Source organism: Campylobacter concisus, from assembly GCF_002913745.1.
Taxonomy (GTDB): domain Bacteria; phylum Campylobacterota; class Campylobacteria; order Campylobacterales; family Campylobacteraceae; genus Campylobacter_A; species Campylobacter_A concisus_R.
Genome location: NZ_PPCG01000019.1, coordinates 27,119 through 41,911, shown reverse-complemented (window position 1 = coordinate 41,911; position 14,793 = coordinate 27,119). Strand labels below are relative to the sequence as shown.

The window sequence follows — 14,793 nt, the reverse complement described above, 5'->3', positions numbered from 1 at the left end:
GCTTAAGCATATTGCAATAAAAATTATATTGTTTTAGAAAATCGCCTTAAATTTTCAGGAATTTTCTTAAGATACTCATCAAAGCACATTGCAATATTTCGTATTATCAGCGTTCCTGTCTCATTTACGCTGATTTTATCTGTCGTAACATCGACAAATTCACTTAAATTCTTTAGCTCTTCAAGCTCATTTTTGAAATGTTCAAAGAAATTTATATGAAATTCATCCTCAACTGCCTTGATATTAAGCCCAAAATTACTCATCAAACTCATGATTACGCTTTTTCTAAGCAAATCTTCATCGCTTAGATAAATTCCCTTTGCGTATGGCAACTTTCCACTATCGATCGCTTTTTCATACTCATCCATATCTTTATGATTTTGCGCGTAGTGTCTTTTGCACTCGCCGATACTTGTGATGCCTATGCCAATAAGATCAGCGCCACCTTTTGTCGTATATCCTTGAAAATTTCTATGCAAAGTGCCATTTGCCAAAGCACCAAAAAGCTCATCATTTGGCTTTGCAAAGTGATCCATTCCTATCATTTTGTAGCCATTTTTAGTCAAAAACTCGGCTGTAAATTTTAAAATTTCAAGCTTCACTTCTGGATTTGGCAAGGTTGTCTCATCAAATTTACGCATTGACTTTTTTATCCATGGCACGTGAGCGTAGTTAAATACTGCAAGCCTATCAGGATCAAGCGTAAGAGCAAGCTCAAGCGTCTTTTTAAAGCTCTCTAGGCTTTGATATGGCAGACCGTAAATTAGATCCATATTTATTGATTTTATGCCCTTTTGCCTAGCCATTTTTACGGCATTTTGAGTGATCTCATAGGGCTGAATTCTATGAATTTCTTTTTGCACTTTCTCATCAAAGTCCTGCACGCCGTAGCTTATGCGGTTAAAGCCGTGAGATATGAGCACATCAAGCTGCTCGTTTGTCAAAAATCTCGGGTCTATCTCGCAGCTTATCTCAGCCTCTTTTGAGAAATTTTTAAATTTAGCCTTGATAAGTTTGATGATCTCATCAAGCTGGGCAGCATTGTAAAATGTCGGGGTGCCGCCGCCAAAGTGCATCTGCAAGACCTCAGTGCTTGTGTCTAGATGGCGAGCTAAAATTTCAAGCTCTTTTTCTATATATCTTATATATCTCTCTTTGCGGTCCTCTTTGCTCGTGTAGATGACGTTACAGCCACAAAAATAGCAAGCACTCCTGCAAAATGGCAAGTGCAAATAAAGCGAAAGCGGCCTTTTTTTATCGCGGTTTTCAAGCTCTTTTACGTAAGCCTCATAGCTAAATTTGTCACTAAACTCCGGTGCTGTCGGATAGCTCGTATATCTTGGTCCTGGCCTTGAATACTTCACATACGCACTAAAATCAATCATCTGCCCTGCTCCTTGCCATTTGGATCATCTCTTTTATATCTACAAATAAATTTGGATGCTCTTTTTTGATATTTTTTACCAGCTTATCAAGGTCGATGTTAAACTGCCTGCTCTTTTTATCGTGAGCGATCTTTTTGATCTCATCCATCGCAACCACCCAAACATCGCTAAAATCAACTGGGATATTTTGCCAGATCGTCTTTTCAAGCCTTAGGTCAAAATTCTCTTTTTGCGACTCTTTTAAGGCCTCTATCAAAGCTGAGAGCGATTGTACAGAAATGACCGTGTGTAAATTTTGATTTTCATCAATGCCAAACCACGGCTCTTTCGAGTCCCAAGAGCCACTTTTTAAATTTAAAATGTGCTCGTTTGGATTTTTCGTTGAAACTATCTCAAAGACCGTTTTTTCAGGCTCGCTTAGCCCAAGGTTACTACCGATCTCATCTATCTCATCATATATATTTTTCTCTTCACTCATCTTCTTCTCTCGTCTAACCAGACCATCACGCCCTTTTGTGCATGAAGTCTATTTTCCGCCTCGCTAAAAATTTCATCCGCGTGCCTTTCAAAGACCGCCTCGCTCACCTCGTAGCCTCTGTAAGCTGGCAAGCAGTGCAAAAATATTGCGTCTTTTTTAGCTAAACTCATCAAATTTTCATCCACGCAGTATCCAGCAAAGTCTTTTAGCCTCTTTTCTTTCTCGGCCTCTTGACCCATCGATACCCAAGTGTCCGTAGTCACTACATCGGCACCATTTACGGCTTCTTTTATATCATTTGTGATAAAAATTTTCGCACCTGAAATTTTTGCGTTTTCATTGGCCATTTTTAAAATTTCAGCATCCACCTCGTAGCCTTTTGGCGTGGCCACTCTTAGCTCAAGGCCAAGCTTGCTTGCTAGCATGAGCCACGAGTGAGTCATATTGTTGCCATCCCCTACGTATGCGACCTTCTCGCCTGCGCTAAATTCAAGCATGGTAAGATAGTCCGCCATGAGCTGCACTGGGTGAAATTTATCACTTAGCCCATTTATCACTGGTACGCTTGAAAATTTAGCAAATTCTTCTAGCGTCTCGTGTTTATCGACCCTAAGCATAGCCATATCACACATCCTGCTTATAACTCTAGCGGTGTCACGGATCGGCTCGCCACGTCCTATTTGTATATCATTTTTACTTAAAAATAGCGCATATCCGCCAAGCTCATGCATGCCTACATCAAAGCTCACTCTCGTTCTAGTTGAGCTTTTTTCAAATATCATCGCAAGCTTTTGGTCTTTAAGATATGGCTTAAATTCTCTAGCCTTCGCCTCTTTTTTGATCTTGCGGGCTAAATTTATCATCTGCTCGATTTCGTCTTTACCAAAGTCATTTAGCGTCAAAAAGTGCCTCATCTTAGCCCCTTAAAATTTTAGCCGCTTCTTTTGCGTGATAGGTGATGATCAAATTTGCCCCTGCTCTTTTAAAGCCGATTAATGTCTCCATCATGACGCGCTCATAGTCGATGATACCAGCTTTTGCGCCAGCTTTTAGCAGTGCGTACTCGCCGCTTACGTTATAGACGCAAAGTGGCAGAAGTGTCAAATTTCTAAGCTCTCTAACGACGTCAAGATAGGCAAGTGCAGGCTTTACCATCAAGATATCAGCGCCTTGTGCCTCGTCTTGTAAACTCTCATTTATAGCTTCAAGGCGGTTTGCGCTGTCCATTTGGTAGCTCTTTCTATCGCCAAAGCTTGGTGCGCTTTGCGCTACATCACGAAATGGCCCGTAGTAGGCTGAGGCAAATTTAGTCGAGTACGCCATCACTGGTAAATTCTCAAAGCCATTGCTATCAAGCGTCTCTCTCAGCGTTGCGATGATGCCATCCATCATGCCACTTGGTGCGATCATGTCGGCGCCATTTTGAGCGTGTATCAAGGCTTGTTTGGCTGAAATTTCAAGTGTGGCATCGTTGTCGATGGTGTTGTGTACGTGATCGATTATGCCGCAGTGGCCGTGGTCTGTATATTCGCAAAAGCAAAGATCAGTGACGACTACTAAATTTGGAAATTTATCTTTTATGGCACGAAGCGCAGTTGCGATGATGCCGTCATTGCTTAGTGCGTCGCTGCCAACGCTATCTTTTAGGCTTGGTATGCCAAATAAAATGATCGATTTTATGCCTAAATTTACTATTTCTTCGCACTCTTTTAAAATTTCATCGATACTCATTTGATAGACGCCTGGCATCGAAGCGATCTCGTTTTTAACGCCTTTACCCTCGACTACAAAGAGTGGATAGATGAAGTCATTTACGCTAAGGCTAGTCTCTCTTACCATGTCTCTTAAAGATGGATTTATTCTTAATCTTCTAAAACGTTTAAACATATTTTTGCCTTTTCTTTGTTAAAATGCGTGATTTTTAGCTAGTTTAGCACAGTTGGAGTAAATTTAAAATGAAAATAGAAATTTCAAACGCCGCAAATCTACCCTCAAGATTTGGCACTTATAAGGTTCAAGCCTTCAAAGAAGGGGCAAAAGAGCACCTTGTGATCTACAAAGAGCCTTTAAGCGAAGTAGTAAATCTTAGAATTCACTCCGAATGCCTAACTGGCGATGCGATCGGGAGCCTAAAGTGCGACTGTCGCGACCAACTTGAAGCGAGCCTAAAATACATAGAAGAAAATGGTGGCATGGTCATCTACCTGCGTCAAGAGGGCAGAAATATCGGGCTTTTAAACAAGATAAACGCTTATAGCCTCCAAGACAAGGGCTTTGACACGATAGAAGCCAATCACCAGCTAGGTTTTAAGGCTGATGAGAGGACGTATGAAGTGGTTGATTTTATCCTAAATCACTACGGCATAAAAGAGGTAAATTTACTCACAAACAACCCTTTAAAACTTCACGGACTAAGCTCAGTAAAGATCGTAAAACGCGTGCCTATCGTCATCAAGCCTAATAAATTTAACGAAGGCTACTTAAAAGTAAAAAAAGAGCAAATGGGGCACATCTTGTGATGAAAAATGAGCTTTGCTTGCCAGCAGAATTTGACGAAAAAGTAAAGGCTTACGCTCAAATTTTTGCTAAATTTAACAAGGTTCATAGCTTAAGCAACTATAAAGACATAAGCGAGCAGGTGCTTGATAGCATAAAGCCGCTTGAGATTTTTGACCTAAGCGCCAAAACGGCGATCGATGTGGGCAGTGGAGCTGGCTTTCCAGCGATATTTTTAGCCCTTGCGATGCCGCGCACTAAGTGGCACCTTTTTGAGCCGATAGCCAAAAAGTCGTCATTTCTAAGCTACGCTAAGATCGAGCTTGGTTTGCAAAATTTAGAAGTTCATAGCCAAAAGATCGAGCTTGCAGATAAATTTACGGCTGATCTCATCACCTCAAGGGCGCTTAGCAAGACAAAAGAGCTTATAAAAATTTGCGAGGGGTTTTATGATGAGAGCACTAAATTTCTCATATACAAGGGCTCAAGCGTCATGGATGAAATTTCAGGCATAGACGCGCAAATTTACAATGAAAAAAATAGAAACTACATATATTTTAATCTCAAAAACCAAGAGGAGATACGTTGAAATACTTGCTTTTTGTAGCGATTTTGGTTGCGATTTACATCATATTTTTTAAAAATAGAAAAAAAAGCGATAAGATAAGCACCAGTAACTTCGCGGAGTGCAGCAAATGCGGTGTCTTTAGCGACATCGACCAAATGGTGCTAAGGGACGGAAAATACATCTGTAAAGAGTGCATAAAGGGTAAGAGATGAAAATTTTGGGTGATGAGCTGATCAAATTTGAGCCATTATATCTTTGCAAAAGCGAAGATGAAATTTCAAGCGATAGGCAAAATCTCTTTAAATTTGATAGAAATTTGATAAAAAGAGCGCTAGAAGCTGGAGCAAACTTTAGTATTATCGCAAATGACATAAACGAAGCTATCATCGCAAACGCCGCTGGAGCAAAATTTATTATTGCCGATATTACGCTAGCAAAAGATCTGGCAAAAATCGCGCAAAACTACCTATTTGACGCGCTTATCGCTGTTTTGATCCAGAGTGAAACAAGCCTTTGCGAGCTTGCGAAATTTGAGATCGACGCGGCGATCCTGCCAAATGCTATAAAAAAATAAGGACAAAAATGGAAATTTTCAAAACCGCTTTTTTAATGGTTGCTTTGATGCTAGTTTTTATCGCTGTTGGCGGCTACGTGGGCGGCGAACAAGGCATGATGATCGCCTTTTTGATGGCGGCTGGCATGAACCTATTTTCATACTTTTTCAGCGACAAGCTCGTGCTAAAAAGATATAACGCCATCCCAGTCGATGAGAGCAACGCTCACGGCCTTTACGAGATCGTCTCTCGCCTCACACAAAAGGCGAATTTGCCGATGCCAAAAATTTACATCATCCCAGAAGAGGTGCCAAATGCCTTTGCCACAGGCCGCAACCCAAGTCACGCAGCCGTTGCAGTAACCGAGGGGCTTTTAAAAATTTTAAATGAAAACGAGATCGAGGGCGTGTTAGCTCACGAGCTAAGTCACGTAAGACACTACGACATCCTAACTGGCTCAGTCGCTGCCATACTAGCTGGAGCTATCGCGATGGTCGCAAATTTCGCCAAGATAGGCACCGTAGCCGGGCAAAATCAAAACTCACAAAGAAACGCCAACCCAGTAATTATGCTAATCATCGCAGTTGTGATGCCTCTAGCTGCTACGATCATCCAAATGGCGATCTCAAGGGAGCGCGAGTACAAGGCGGACAAAGGCGCAGCCTATCTAACGGGACACCCAGAGTGGCTGGCCAGCGCGCTAAGAAAGCTTGAAAACTACTCAAATTCTTACGTTATGCAAAACGCAAGTGAGCAAAGCGCTCATATGTTTATCGTAAATCCATTTGGCTCGCTAACTAGCAAGCTTGGTGTGCTTTTTAGAACGCATCCAAGCACTAGCGACAGGATCGCCGAGCTACAAAAACTAGAACGAGAAATCACAAAAGAAGTGTAATTCATAGTATAGTAGTAACCTTGATAAAAAGTCTATATTTTTACAAATCATTAATTTCATAAACCCAAAGCACAAATTTATTATAAAAAGTTATACTAACTGTACACCTACAAATAAGTAATTTAGATTTTAAAAATTTGCCACCGTGATGCCCTTTGCTCCGCACTCTACTTGCAGTTTTGCAAAGTATGGCATCTTGTGCGTTTTGGTATGTGGTCTTAAGCTTACGTTAAATTTATCAGCATATTTTTGCATTTTGTCTAAGTTTTTTAGCACTATCTCCCTGTCTATGAGCAGTGCTGGAGTGTCTATTTCGGCTATTTTCATGAGCTATCCTTTCTTTTTCCTTAGATTTTAACCCTAATTATTTAAAAAAGGATAGCTTTTGGCACTTTAAATTTTCAAAGTGTTACTTTTAGGCCTTTCTTGCGCCGATCTTTGGTGCGTCAAACGCCCTGACACGTTTTGGCATGCCCTTAAATTTCTCGACCTCGACAAGGCTAGTGTGGGCGGTGTTGCTCTGGCTCATTTTGCTTGATGGCACGTCTTTTGTGAGCACGTTTAAATTTCCGTGCAAGCAAAGGCTCTTCTCACCTGGCACATCTGGGTCGTACCAAGCGCCCTCGCTTACGATGACGACGTTTTGTGGCACGTCCTCGGTAACAAACGCGCCGCACAAAATTTCACCCCTGTCGTTGTAAATTTTCACCACGTCACCCATTTTTATCCCTCTAGCCTCGGCTGTTTTTGGATTTATGAGCACTGGCTCGCGCTCTGCGATCTCGTTAAAATGGCGAAGCACAGAGTTATTTAGCTGCGAGTGAAGTCTAAATTTAGAGTGCGCGCCGCTGATGGCGATAGGGTATTTTTTATTTTTTGCGCCCAGCCACTCAAAGGGCTCAAGCCACGTCGCATGCGGTGGGCAGTCGTCGTAGCCAAAGCCAGCGACCGTTTCAGAGTAAATTTCTATCTTACCAGATGGCGTTTTTAGCGGATTTGCCACTGGGTCATCGCGGAATTTCTTGTAGTTTGTAAAGTAGCGTTTTTTCTCATCGACCTTGTCAAATCTAAAATATCCCTTCTGCCAAAACTCATCAAAGCTTGGCATGCTCTCATACCCAAGCCCAGCAGCCTTTTTAACGGCATCTTCGTAAATTTCTTTGACCCACTCTAGCTCGCTTTTGCCCTCGGTAAATGCCTCTTCTCTGCCCCACTCTTTTGCAATGAGCCTTGCGATCTCGAAGTCGCTCTTACTCTCGCCAAATGGCGCGACAAGCGGCTTAATGGCAAAGAGATACTCGTTAGTTGAGTTTGCCATCTCGATGTCCGTTCGCTCGCACTCTAGCGCAGCTGGCAGGACGATGTCACTAAATTTAGCCGTGCTCGTCCAAAATGGCTCGCAAGTGATGATCGCTTGCACTTTTTGCATAGCTTTTATCGCCCTGTTAGTCTCTGGATGTCTTGTAAATGTCGAGCCGTTGGCGTTAAACATCACTCTGATTTTTGGTAGCTTGTAGCTCTTGCCATTTCTAGTTATCTCTTTGCCAGGGCTTAAAAGCGCGTCTATGAGCCTTGAGTTTGGCAGCTCATAGCCCTTAGTCTTTGGCACAAGACCGCTATCAATGAATTTTTGTGGCACCTTTGTCTCAAAAGCCGATAGTTTTGGCGCTATGAAGCTCTCGTCAGCGTTTTTGTGCATGCCGTCGTTTGTGACAAAACCACAACCCTCTTTGCCGATGTGTCCAAGCATCGCATTTAGTGTCACAAGCGCCCAGTAGGCCATCTCGCCGTGATCTTGCCTTTGGATGGCGTAGCCACTAACTATGACTGAGTCGTTTTTAGCTAGATCCTCACTAAATTTCGCCAGCTCCTGCTCACTCACGCCACAAATTTTGCTTGCCCAAGCTAGGTTTTTATTGACCCCGTCTTTTGTGCCGAGCATATACTCTTTAAATTTATCAAAGCCAACGGTGTATTTTTCTATAAATTCTTTGCTATAAAGCCCCTTTTCAAAAAGGTAGTTACGCATACCTATCATCATCGCCGTATCGGTGCAAGGCACAACTTCAAGGTACTTTGCGCCAAAATATCTTGCGCTTTCGTTGTGATAAACATCGACGCTATAAATTTTCATCTCGCCGCTCTCGCCCTTTTTTCTGATCTCATCGTAGTATTTATATGAGTTGTGAAGCGGCACGCCAATGGCGATCTTGTTTGAAACGACTGGGTTTGTGCCCCAAAATACGATCGTTTTGGCATTTTTTAAGATAGCCTCCCACTTTGTTGGCGCGAGCGTTGGATCAATCGAGCCTGTGATGTGAGGCATGATGACAGTCGCTGCGCCGTATGAGTAGCCACCAAGCTCATTTACATATCCGCCAAGCACGTTAAGTAGCCTCTTTGCGGTCTTTTGGCTGTGGCCAACTTTGCCAAGGCTACCCCACTGATAAACCTGTCCGTATATCGCTTCAGCGCCGTATTTATCAAAATTTTCTTTTAAAATTTTCGCACTTAGCTTTATCGCCTCATCCCAGCTCACGCGCACAAACTCCTCTTTGCCACGAAGCTCTGGCTTTGGGTTGTTTGGGTCAGCCAAAAAGCTCTTTCTAACAAATGGATATTTTACACGGCTTTCATTTTGGATATGATCAAGAAGTGCGTTGTTTAGCTCATTTGGGCACGCATCGCCCTCAAATGGCTCAGTATCTACAACGCGGCCTGCGATAGTTTTTACATAAAATGGGCCAAATTTGTTTGCGCTTAGCCCGCTTTGCTTGTCAAAGAGCGCCTGAGCTGCTCCGTCAAGCTCTTTTGCTTGAAGGCTTGCTGCACTTAAGGCACCAAGCTTTAAAAAGTCTCGTCTTTTCATTTTTTCTCCGATTTTGGTTAAATTTACTGTTTTTGGTTGGTTTTATGAGTTATAAATTTAGTATTTTGTATCATCTTGTCATGAAAAGGCCTTGTAATGTGATACGCAAACTTGCGTCTAAATTGCGTTATTTTAGCCAAAAAAATATTAAAGGATAAGAAATGGTAGGATTTTATGTAAATGTAAAGTTAAAAGCTGGATGTGAGGCGAAATTTGAAGAAATTTTAAAAGAGATCGTGCCAGCTTCAAGAAAAGACAAAGGCTGCATAAGCTACGAGTGTGGCGTAGTTGCGGGCACTAAAAGCGAATACTGCTTTATGGAGAGCTGGGAAAATTTAGAGAGCCAAAAAGAGCATATGAAGAGCGCTCACATGGTGAAAAATGCGGCTGCACTGGAGGCTTGCAAAGAGAGTCAAGAGGTGAAAATAATAAATTTTGTAAGCGTAAAGGAATAATATTTGCTTAAAAAAGGGCAAAATTTAAAAAAAATGAGCGAAGAAAAGATGCTTGAGATGATAAACGCGACTGCCGATATTATGTTTATGGCTATACTTAGAGGACGTGTGAGCCTTGAAGCCTGCAAAAAAGATAAGGAGTTCATCGACGCTTTAAGAGAAGAGCTACTTAGCAAAAACCCAAACAAGCTCAAAGTCGCGCAAGACTCGCACCAGATGATCGCCATTTTCGAAAAATACCGCAATAAAAAATAATCCCATTTAAAATTTAAATCCATTTGCCGATATAGTGTTAAAGGATTTGACATGATAAACGCACTAAATGGACTTAATCAAAGCTTTAACTATCAAGACGCTTTTAATAAGCAGCCAACAACTATTGAAAATTTAGACAGAGTAAAAATTTCTCCCAATGCCCTAGACTTCAAGCATCTATCACTTTCTGGCTACTCGTCAAATGATAAAATTTCTATCTGGGGCAAGATGAACGGGCTTGATAGCTCTATGGGTAAAGATGAAGTTGCTAGTCTTAAAAATTTCGTTGATAGCACGAAGCTTTGGAGGTTAAATTCCATCATCACTAGCGAGAAAAACGGATTTAGCGTAGATGAGTTTAACAAAACTTACAAAATATCTGCTAGCACCGACAACCTGAACATTCTAATCAATCACGCCAATGGCACACTTTATCTAAACCGTGAGGCTACAAATTTACTAGACTCTGATCTAAGTATCGATAAATTTAAAGACAAATGGCTGGAATTTACCGCCGAAAGGATACTTGGCGAGCATGCAAATGTGAAAATTTCTTTTAAGGATGGCGCTCTCTCTTATGAGCAAACATCGGCTAAAAAACGCATAGAAGTCCTAGGTCAAGCGATGCCGCATCGTGTAAGCTACGCTGATAAAAATAGCAAAGATGAGTTTTTGAAATTTCTAAAAACAAGCTATGAAAAGGGCGAAAATATCGCTGATGTGCTGCAAAATATCGCTCTTGTGCCAGTTAGAGAAGATGGCGATGAGGATATAGAAGAAGAGAAATTTAAGCCTATGCAAGTTACCAAAAAGAGCGTGACCTATACCAATAAGGATATAAAACGCGAATTTTTTGAGGAATTTATAAGGCGCGAGGTCGAAAATGGCGCGAGCTTTGACGATCTGGTGCAAAAGCTAAACAAGCTAAAGCCAAAGGATATAATAGCTTAGCTTTATGGTTTAAATTTTAGGGCTGGCTTAGCGCGCTAAATTTTATTCAGGCTTAGATTTAAAGAGCTAGCTTAGCTCCAAAATTTCTACTCAGGTTTAAAATTTAAAGAGCCAGCTACCCCCCCCCAAAAAAAAATTTCTACTTTGGATTATTTATACTTATCACCATATTTTTCTCATCTAGATATAGTCTAGCAGCCTCTTTGATATCGTCATTTGTGAGCGCTTTAACCGCATCTATATACTCATCAGCCGTGTAAAGTGGCGTGTTAAAAATTTTATTTGAGATGATGAGACTTTGCCAAAACTCAGGCTTTTCGTAGTCTTTCTTTATAGAAATTTCACTTTGCGCCTTAAAATCCTCCAAATGTTTTGGCAAAAGTGCGCCATCACGCTTGATGCTAGCTATTATCTCTTTTATCTCGGCGATGATCTTATCCGTGTTTGCAGGGTCGCAAGTAAAGCCGATCACCGCCTTTGAGTGCTCATACGGATAGCGAGCGAGCCTAGTATTTAAGCTAAAGCCGTATGTTTGACCTTTGTCTTCTCTTATCTTTTCTCGAAGCGCCGTTTTTAAGACTGAGCTTAGCGCTCTTAGCTTGACCACCTCTTTGAAGCTGTATTTTGTATCTAAATTTACGATATCCATGCTCACATCGCTTCTTTTTGTGCTTTGATACTCCCTTTTAAAGATGTGCTGCCCTTTGATGCTTCGCACGCCGTCATCTTTAAAAGTTTCGGCCTCGCCAAGCTTTGGCAAGGTGGCGATATACTTTTTAACAAGTGGCAAAAGCCTCTGCTCATCGGTGTCGCCGATGATTACGAATGTGTATGAGGCTGCGTTTGTAAATTTATCTTTGATAATCTCTTTTAACTCATTTAGCTTTAGCGCGTCGATCTGCGCCATCTCAATGGGCGCTCCACGCCTATTGTTTTCGTAAAAAAACTTGCTAAATTCGGTGCTAAATTTATATTCAGGTAAATTTTGCTCTTTAGCTAGCTCATCTTTTGCTCTTTGCTTTATCCTCTCAAGCACGTTTGCATCGGCTCTTGGCGAGCTAAACTCTAAATTTATAACAGCTAGCAGCGAGCTAAGATCGCCACTGCTTGAAGAGCCGTAAATGCCCTGTGTAAGCGCCTCTATGCTCTTTTCGTAGCTTACTATCTTGTCGTTTAGCACCTTTGAAAGCTCGTAGTTGTTAAATTTGCCAACGCCACTTTCATTTGTAAGCGCAACCGCAAAGCCGCCAAGCTTAGGATCGGCAAGATCTGAAGTACCGCCCTTGCTAATGGCTGCAAACAAGATGCTATCTTTTTTGGTGGCTAGTGGCTTAAAGATGACTTGCGAGCCATTTGGCAGCTTATAAGTGTAGATGCCATGCTTTTGATCAAATTCTTTAGAAACGATATCTTTTGGCTCTAAATTTTCATTGCCAAGGCTCTTATTTAGGCTCTGGCTAGCTAAATTTGTATCATAAGGTTTTGCCTCATCTTTTAGCTTTAAAAAGGTATCTTTGCTAAGCTTAAAGCCATCTTTGCTAAAGACTCTCACGCGCTCATCAGGTATGGCTAAAATTTGCCTAAATCTAGCATTAACATCCTCTAGCGTGATCTCGTTTAAGAGCTTTAGGCTAAGGTTTTTGCTATCTTCATCGCTTAGCACAAAGCCGCCATTTTCGATCATATTTAAAATTTCACTTGCATAAACGCTTGATTTTTTAGTTTTTGAGCGTTTAAATTTAGCCTCTACATTTGCCACAAATGCCTTTTTCACATCGCTAAAATCGCCTTTATTAAAGCCAAATTTCTCAATGCCCTTTAAAACGCTTAACATATCTTTAAGGCTAGCGTTAAAATCATCTCCGATCACATTTGCCTCAAAGCTATAAATTTTTTGCTTTGCTTGAAGCGTTTGCGCCATAAAATCAACACTTAAATTTGATGAATTGTTTGCATTTTTTTGCTCATAAAGCATATTTATAAGGCTAGCTATTAGCGCATCTTTTAAATTTCGCTTCACATCAGCCTCGTTTGAAACCGGCTTAAATTTATCAAAAAAGCTAAGTCTTACAAACTGAGCTGCCGTCTCGTTTGCGTCGTAGTTAAAGACATTTAGCCCATCTTTAAAAGCGATGCTTTTGTCTGGATGAACGTATGAGTTGCTGTTTTTTGCTGCGCTAAAGTTTTTTTCTATCAGGGCTTTTATCTCGTTTTTATCAAAGTCGCCAACAGCCACAAAGCTCATAAATCTTGGCTGATAAAGCCTCTCGTAAAACTCTTGCATGTGCTTAGCATCCACGCTTTTTATCACGTTCATGTCGCCTATTGGCACTCTTTTTTGATAGATGCTACCTGCAAAGATGTCCTTGCTCTGGGCAAGATAGAGCCTATATGCTGGCGTATTTCGCTGGCGCTCCTCCTCCATTATGACGCCTCGCTCCTTATCAAGCTCACCTGAGTCGATCTTTACGCCATCGATCCAGTTTGAAAAGACCTTGAAAACATCCTTTAAATTTTTCTCATTTACATTTATGCTTAGCGTGTAACTCGTCTGATCGTAGCTTGTTTGCGCGTTTAGATCAGCGCCAAATTTAACCCCAAGGCTCTCGAGCTGTTTAATGAGCTCATTTTTGCTAAAGTCACGGCTACCATTAAACGCCATGTGCTCCAAAAAGTGCGCAAGCCCCTGCTCGCCCTCTCTCTCATCAGTCGAGCCTGAGTTTACGACTAGGTAAAAGATGGCTGTATTTTGCGGGAATTTATTCTCTTTTATATAATATTTAAGCCCGTTTTTTAGCTCGCCACTTAGCATATCCTTGTCATTTTGCAAGGCAAAGAGACTAAGTGCTAGGCACAAAAGTAGCAGAATTTTTCTCATAATCCGTCCTTTAAATTTCTATCTAAAAGCGGATTTTAGTATAAATTTTAAAATGCAAGATAAAGCTAGCCTGCTAAATTTGCAGGCTAGTTGGGAGGTGCTATTTTAGTTCGTATTTTTTAAGCAGTGCGTCGTAGCTGCCGTCTTTTTTCATTTCATCTAAAATTTGATTTATCTTAGCGATAAGCTCGCTCTCTTTGTTTTTGTCAAAAGCGATTGAAAAGCCCTCGCTACCATCAACCTCTTTGAAAAATGCCTCTACTTCAGGGTTTTTCTTGATAAAGCCATAGCCTATCGAGCTATCAAGGATAACTGCGTCAAATTTGCCAACTTTTAGCCCCATGATGAGTGGCACAGTATCTTCTGAAGGCACTACTTTTGCGCCATTTATCGCATTTGCAGCTAGCTCTTGGATGGTGCCTTGTTGCACGCCTACTTTTTTGCCAGCTAGCTCCTCTTTAGCTTTTAAAGCGTCGTTGCCTTTTTTCTTTAGGTAGATGTTTTCAGTTAGGTAGTATGGCTTTGTAAAGTCAATCGACTTTAGTCTATCAGGAGTCGCGCTCATCGCACTTATGATGCCATTTATCTTACTAGCTTTAAGCGCTGGGATGAGGCCATCAAAGCTCATATTTATGATCTTGTATGAAAAGCCAGCACGCTTTGAAATTTCGTCTATCAAGTCGATGTCAAAGCCTGTTATTTTGTTGTTTTCATCGATATATTCAAATGGTGGGTAGTTTGCCGCTGTGCCAAATTTTAGCTCATTTGCACAAAGAGCAACAAAAGCTGTCAGTAAAAGAGCAAAGATCTTTTTCATAATAGTGTCCTTTAAGGTGATTTAGTAGCTTAATTATCAGTATTTATCTATTAAAAATTGTTTAAATTTACAATAAAAGAAAAATGCTATAAATAATCGTATAGCAAAGTAGCATATAAATTTTATGGATAAGTTCTATCCCCTAATTATTTTAAGGGATAGAATAATAGGAGCTCTAAGGGTAAGTTAAAG

16 protein-coding genes are annotated in these 14,793 nt (G+C 41.0%); 8 read left to right on the top strand and 8 right to left on the bottom strand.

Annotation, left to right across the window (positions count from 1 at the left end):
* Window positions 1-23 precede the first annotated feature (23 nt).
* From hemN to hemB, 4 genes are read right to left on the bottom strand one after another with little or no spacing between them, the layout of a single operon-like run.
* Window positions 24-1,385: an oxygen-independent coproporphyrinogen III oxidase gene (hemN, locus tag CYO90_RS01745; protein ID WP_087583685.1), complete on the bottom strand. Its 1,362-nt coding sequence runs from the start codon at window positions 1,383-1,385 to the stop codon at window positions 24-26.
* On the bottom strand, window positions 1,378-1,863 hold the full coding sequence (locus CYO90_RS01740; RefSeq protein WP_103578222.1) for a DUF2603 domain-containing protein: 486 nt from the start codon (window positions 1,861-1,863) through the stop codon (window positions 1,378-1,380). The genes hemN and CYO90_RS01740 overlap by 8 nt, the downstream gene beginning before the upstream one ends.
* The gene (argF, locus tag CYO90_RS01735; RefSeq protein ID WP_103578221.1) at window positions 1,860-2,777 is read right to left on the bottom strand and encodes an ornithine carbamoyltransferase; all 918 of its coding nucleotides are present in this window, start codon (window positions 2,775-2,777) and stop codon (window positions 1,860-1,862) included. The genes CYO90_RS01740 and argF overlap by 4 nt, the downstream gene beginning before the upstream one ends.
* Before the next feature lies 1 nt (window position 2,778).
* Entirely contained in the window at window positions 2,779-3,750 is a 972-nt protein-coding gene (gene hemB, locus CYO90_RS01730) for a porphobilinogen synthase (protein WP_103578220.1), read from the bottom strand.
* Between the two features lie 68 nt (window positions 3,751-3,818).
* Between hemB and ribA the strand changes: the two genes are divergently transcribed.
* From ribA to htpX, 5 genes are read left to right on the top strand one after another with little or no spacing between them, the layout of a single operon-like run.
* A complete protein-coding gene (ribA, locus tag CYO90_RS01725) occupies window positions 3,819-4,382 on the top strand; it encodes a GTP cyclohydrolase II (protein ID WP_012001491.1) in 564 nt (187 codons plus the stop codon).
* Entirely contained in the window at window positions 4,382-4,948 is a 567-nt protein-coding gene (gene rsmG, locus CYO90_RS01720) for a 16S rRNA (guanine(527)-N(7))-methyltransferase RsmG (protein ID WP_103578219.1), read from the top strand. The genes ribA and rsmG overlap by 1 nt, the downstream gene beginning before the upstream one ends.
* Window positions 4,945-5,139 (top strand): hypothetical protein, encoded by a 195-nt coding sequence (locus CYO90_RS01715; RefSeq protein ID WP_103578218.1) that lies wholly within the window; start codon window positions 4,945-4,947, stop codon window positions 5,137-5,139. Before rsmG ends, CYO90_RS01715 begins: the two co-directional genes overlap by 4 nt.
* Entirely contained in the window at window positions 5,136-5,501 is a 366-nt protein-coding gene (locus tag CYO90_RS01710; RefSeq protein WP_103578217.1) for a hypothetical protein, read from the top strand. The genes CYO90_RS01715 and CYO90_RS01710 overlap by 4 nt, the downstream gene beginning before the upstream one ends.
* Window positions 5,502-5,509: 8 nt before the next feature.
* Window positions 5,510-6,376: a zinc metalloprotease HtpX gene (htpX, locus tag CYO90_RS01705; protein ID WP_103578216.1), complete on the top strand. Its 867-nt coding sequence runs from the start codon at window positions 5,510-5,512 to the stop codon at window positions 6,374-6,376.
* 129 nt (window positions 6,377-6,505) lie between these two features.
* Here the strand turns inward: htpX and CYO90_RS01700 are convergent, their stop codons facing one another.
* The gene (locus CYO90_RS01700) at window positions 6,506-6,703 is read right to left on the bottom strand and encodes a threonine aldolase (RefSeq protein ID WP_103578215.1); all 198 of its coding nucleotides are present in this window, start codon (window positions 6,701-6,703) and stop codon (window positions 6,506-6,508) included.
* 88 nt (window positions 6,704-6,791) lie between these two features.
* Complete coding sequence (locus tag CYO90_RS01695; protein ID WP_103578214.1) at window positions 6,792-9,245, bottom strand: molybdopterin-dependent oxidoreductase; 2,454 nt, start codon at window positions 9,243-9,245, stop codon at window positions 6,792-6,794.
* Between the two features lie 161 nt (window positions 9,246-9,406).
* Here CYO90_RS01695 and CYO90_RS01690 point away from each other — a divergent pair, with 161 nt between their 5' ends.
* From CYO90_RS01690 to CYO90_RS01680, 3 genes are read left to right on the top strand one after another with little or no spacing between them, the layout of a single operon-like run.
* The gene (locus CYO90_RS01690) at window positions 9,407-9,700 is read left to right on the top strand and encodes a putative quinol monooxygenase (protein WP_012140151.1); all 294 of its coding nucleotides are present in this window, start codon (window positions 9,407-9,409) and stop codon (window positions 9,698-9,700) included.
* A gap of 3 nt (window positions 9,701-9,703) precedes the next feature.
* Window positions 9,704-9,955, top strand: coding sequence for a nicotinate phosphoribosyltransferase (locus CYO90_RS01685; protein ID WP_258030622.1), 252 nt, complete (start codon window positions 9,704-9,706; stop codon window positions 9,953-9,955).
* A gap of 51 nt (window positions 9,956-10,006) precedes the next feature.
* Window positions 10,007-10,906 carry a hypothetical protein gene (locus CYO90_RS01680; RefSeq protein ID WP_103578213.1) on the top strand — a complete coding sequence of 300 codons (900 nt, stop codon included), beginning with the start codon at window positions 10,007-10,009 and terminating at the stop codon, window positions 10,904-10,906.
* A gap of 139 nt (window positions 10,907-11,045) precedes the next feature.
* Here CYO90_RS01680 and CYO90_RS01675 read toward each other — a convergent pair whose 3' ends face one another.
* Window positions 11,046-13,784, bottom strand: coding sequence for a M16 family metallopeptidase (locus tag CYO90_RS01675; RefSeq protein WP_103578212.1), 2,739 nt, complete (start codon window positions 13,782-13,784; stop codon window positions 11,046-11,048).
* A gap of 100 nt (window positions 13,785-13,884) precedes the next feature.
* Window positions 13,885-14,601, bottom strand: coding sequence for a basic amino acid ABC transporter substrate-binding protein (locus tag CYO90_RS01670; protein WP_103578211.1), 717 nt, complete (start codon window positions 14,599-14,601; stop codon window positions 13,885-13,887).
* Between the last annotated feature and the right edge of the window lie 192 nt (window positions 14,602-14,793).

Coding starts and splice junctions, on each gene's coding strand:
- hemN (WP_087583685.1), bottom strand. CDS start 1,385: ATGATTGATTTTAGTGCGTATGTGAAGTATTCAAGGCCAGGACCAAGA.
- CYO90_RS01695 (WP_103578214.1), bottom strand. CDS start 9,245: ATGAAAAGACGAGACTTTTTAAAGCTTGGTGCCTTAAGTGCAGCAAGC.
- rsmG (WP_103578219.1), top strand. CDS start 4,382: ATGAAAAATGAGCTTTGCTTGCCAGCAGAATTTGACGAAAAAGTAAAG.
- argF (WP_103578221.1), bottom strand. CDS start 2,777: ATGAGGCACTTTTTGACGCTAAATGACTTTGGTAAAGACGAAATCGAG.
- htpX (WP_103578216.1), top strand. CDS start 5,510: ATGGAAATTTTCAAAACCGCTTTTTTAATGGTTGCTTTGATGCTAGTT.
- CYO90_RS01710 (WP_103578217.1), top strand. CDS start 5,136: ATGAAAATTTTGGGTGATGAGCTGATCAAATTTGAGCCATTATATCTT.
- CYO90_RS01680 (WP_103578213.1), top strand. CDS start 10,007: ATGATAAACGCACTAAATGGACTTAATCAAAGCTTTAACTATCAAGAC.
- CYO90_RS01700 (WP_103578215.1), bottom strand. CDS start 6,703: ATGAAAATAGCCGAAATAGACACTCCAGCACTGCTCATAGACAGGGAG.
- CYO90_RS01740 (WP_103578222.1), bottom strand. CDS start 1,863: ATGAGTGAAGAGAAAAATATATATGATGAGATAGATGAGATCGGTAGT.
- hemB (WP_103578220.1), bottom strand. CDS start 3,750: ATGTTTAAACGTTTTAGAAGATTAAGAATAAATCCATCTTTAAGAGAC.
- CYO90_RS01690 (WP_012140151.1), top strand. CDS start 9,407: ATGGTAGGATTTTATGTAAATGTAAAGTTAAAAGCTGGATGTGAGGCG.
- CYO90_RS01675 (WP_103578212.1), bottom strand. CDS start 13,784: ATGAGAAAAATTCTGCTACTTTTGTGCCTAGCACTTAGTCTCTTTGCC.
- ribA (WP_012001491.1), top strand. CDS start 3,819: ATGAAAATAGAAATTTCAAACGCCGCAAATCTACCCTCAAGATTTGGC.
- CYO90_RS01670 (WP_103578211.1), bottom strand. CDS start 14,601: ATGAAAAAGATCTTTGCTCTTTTACTGACAGCTTTTGTTGCTCTTTGT.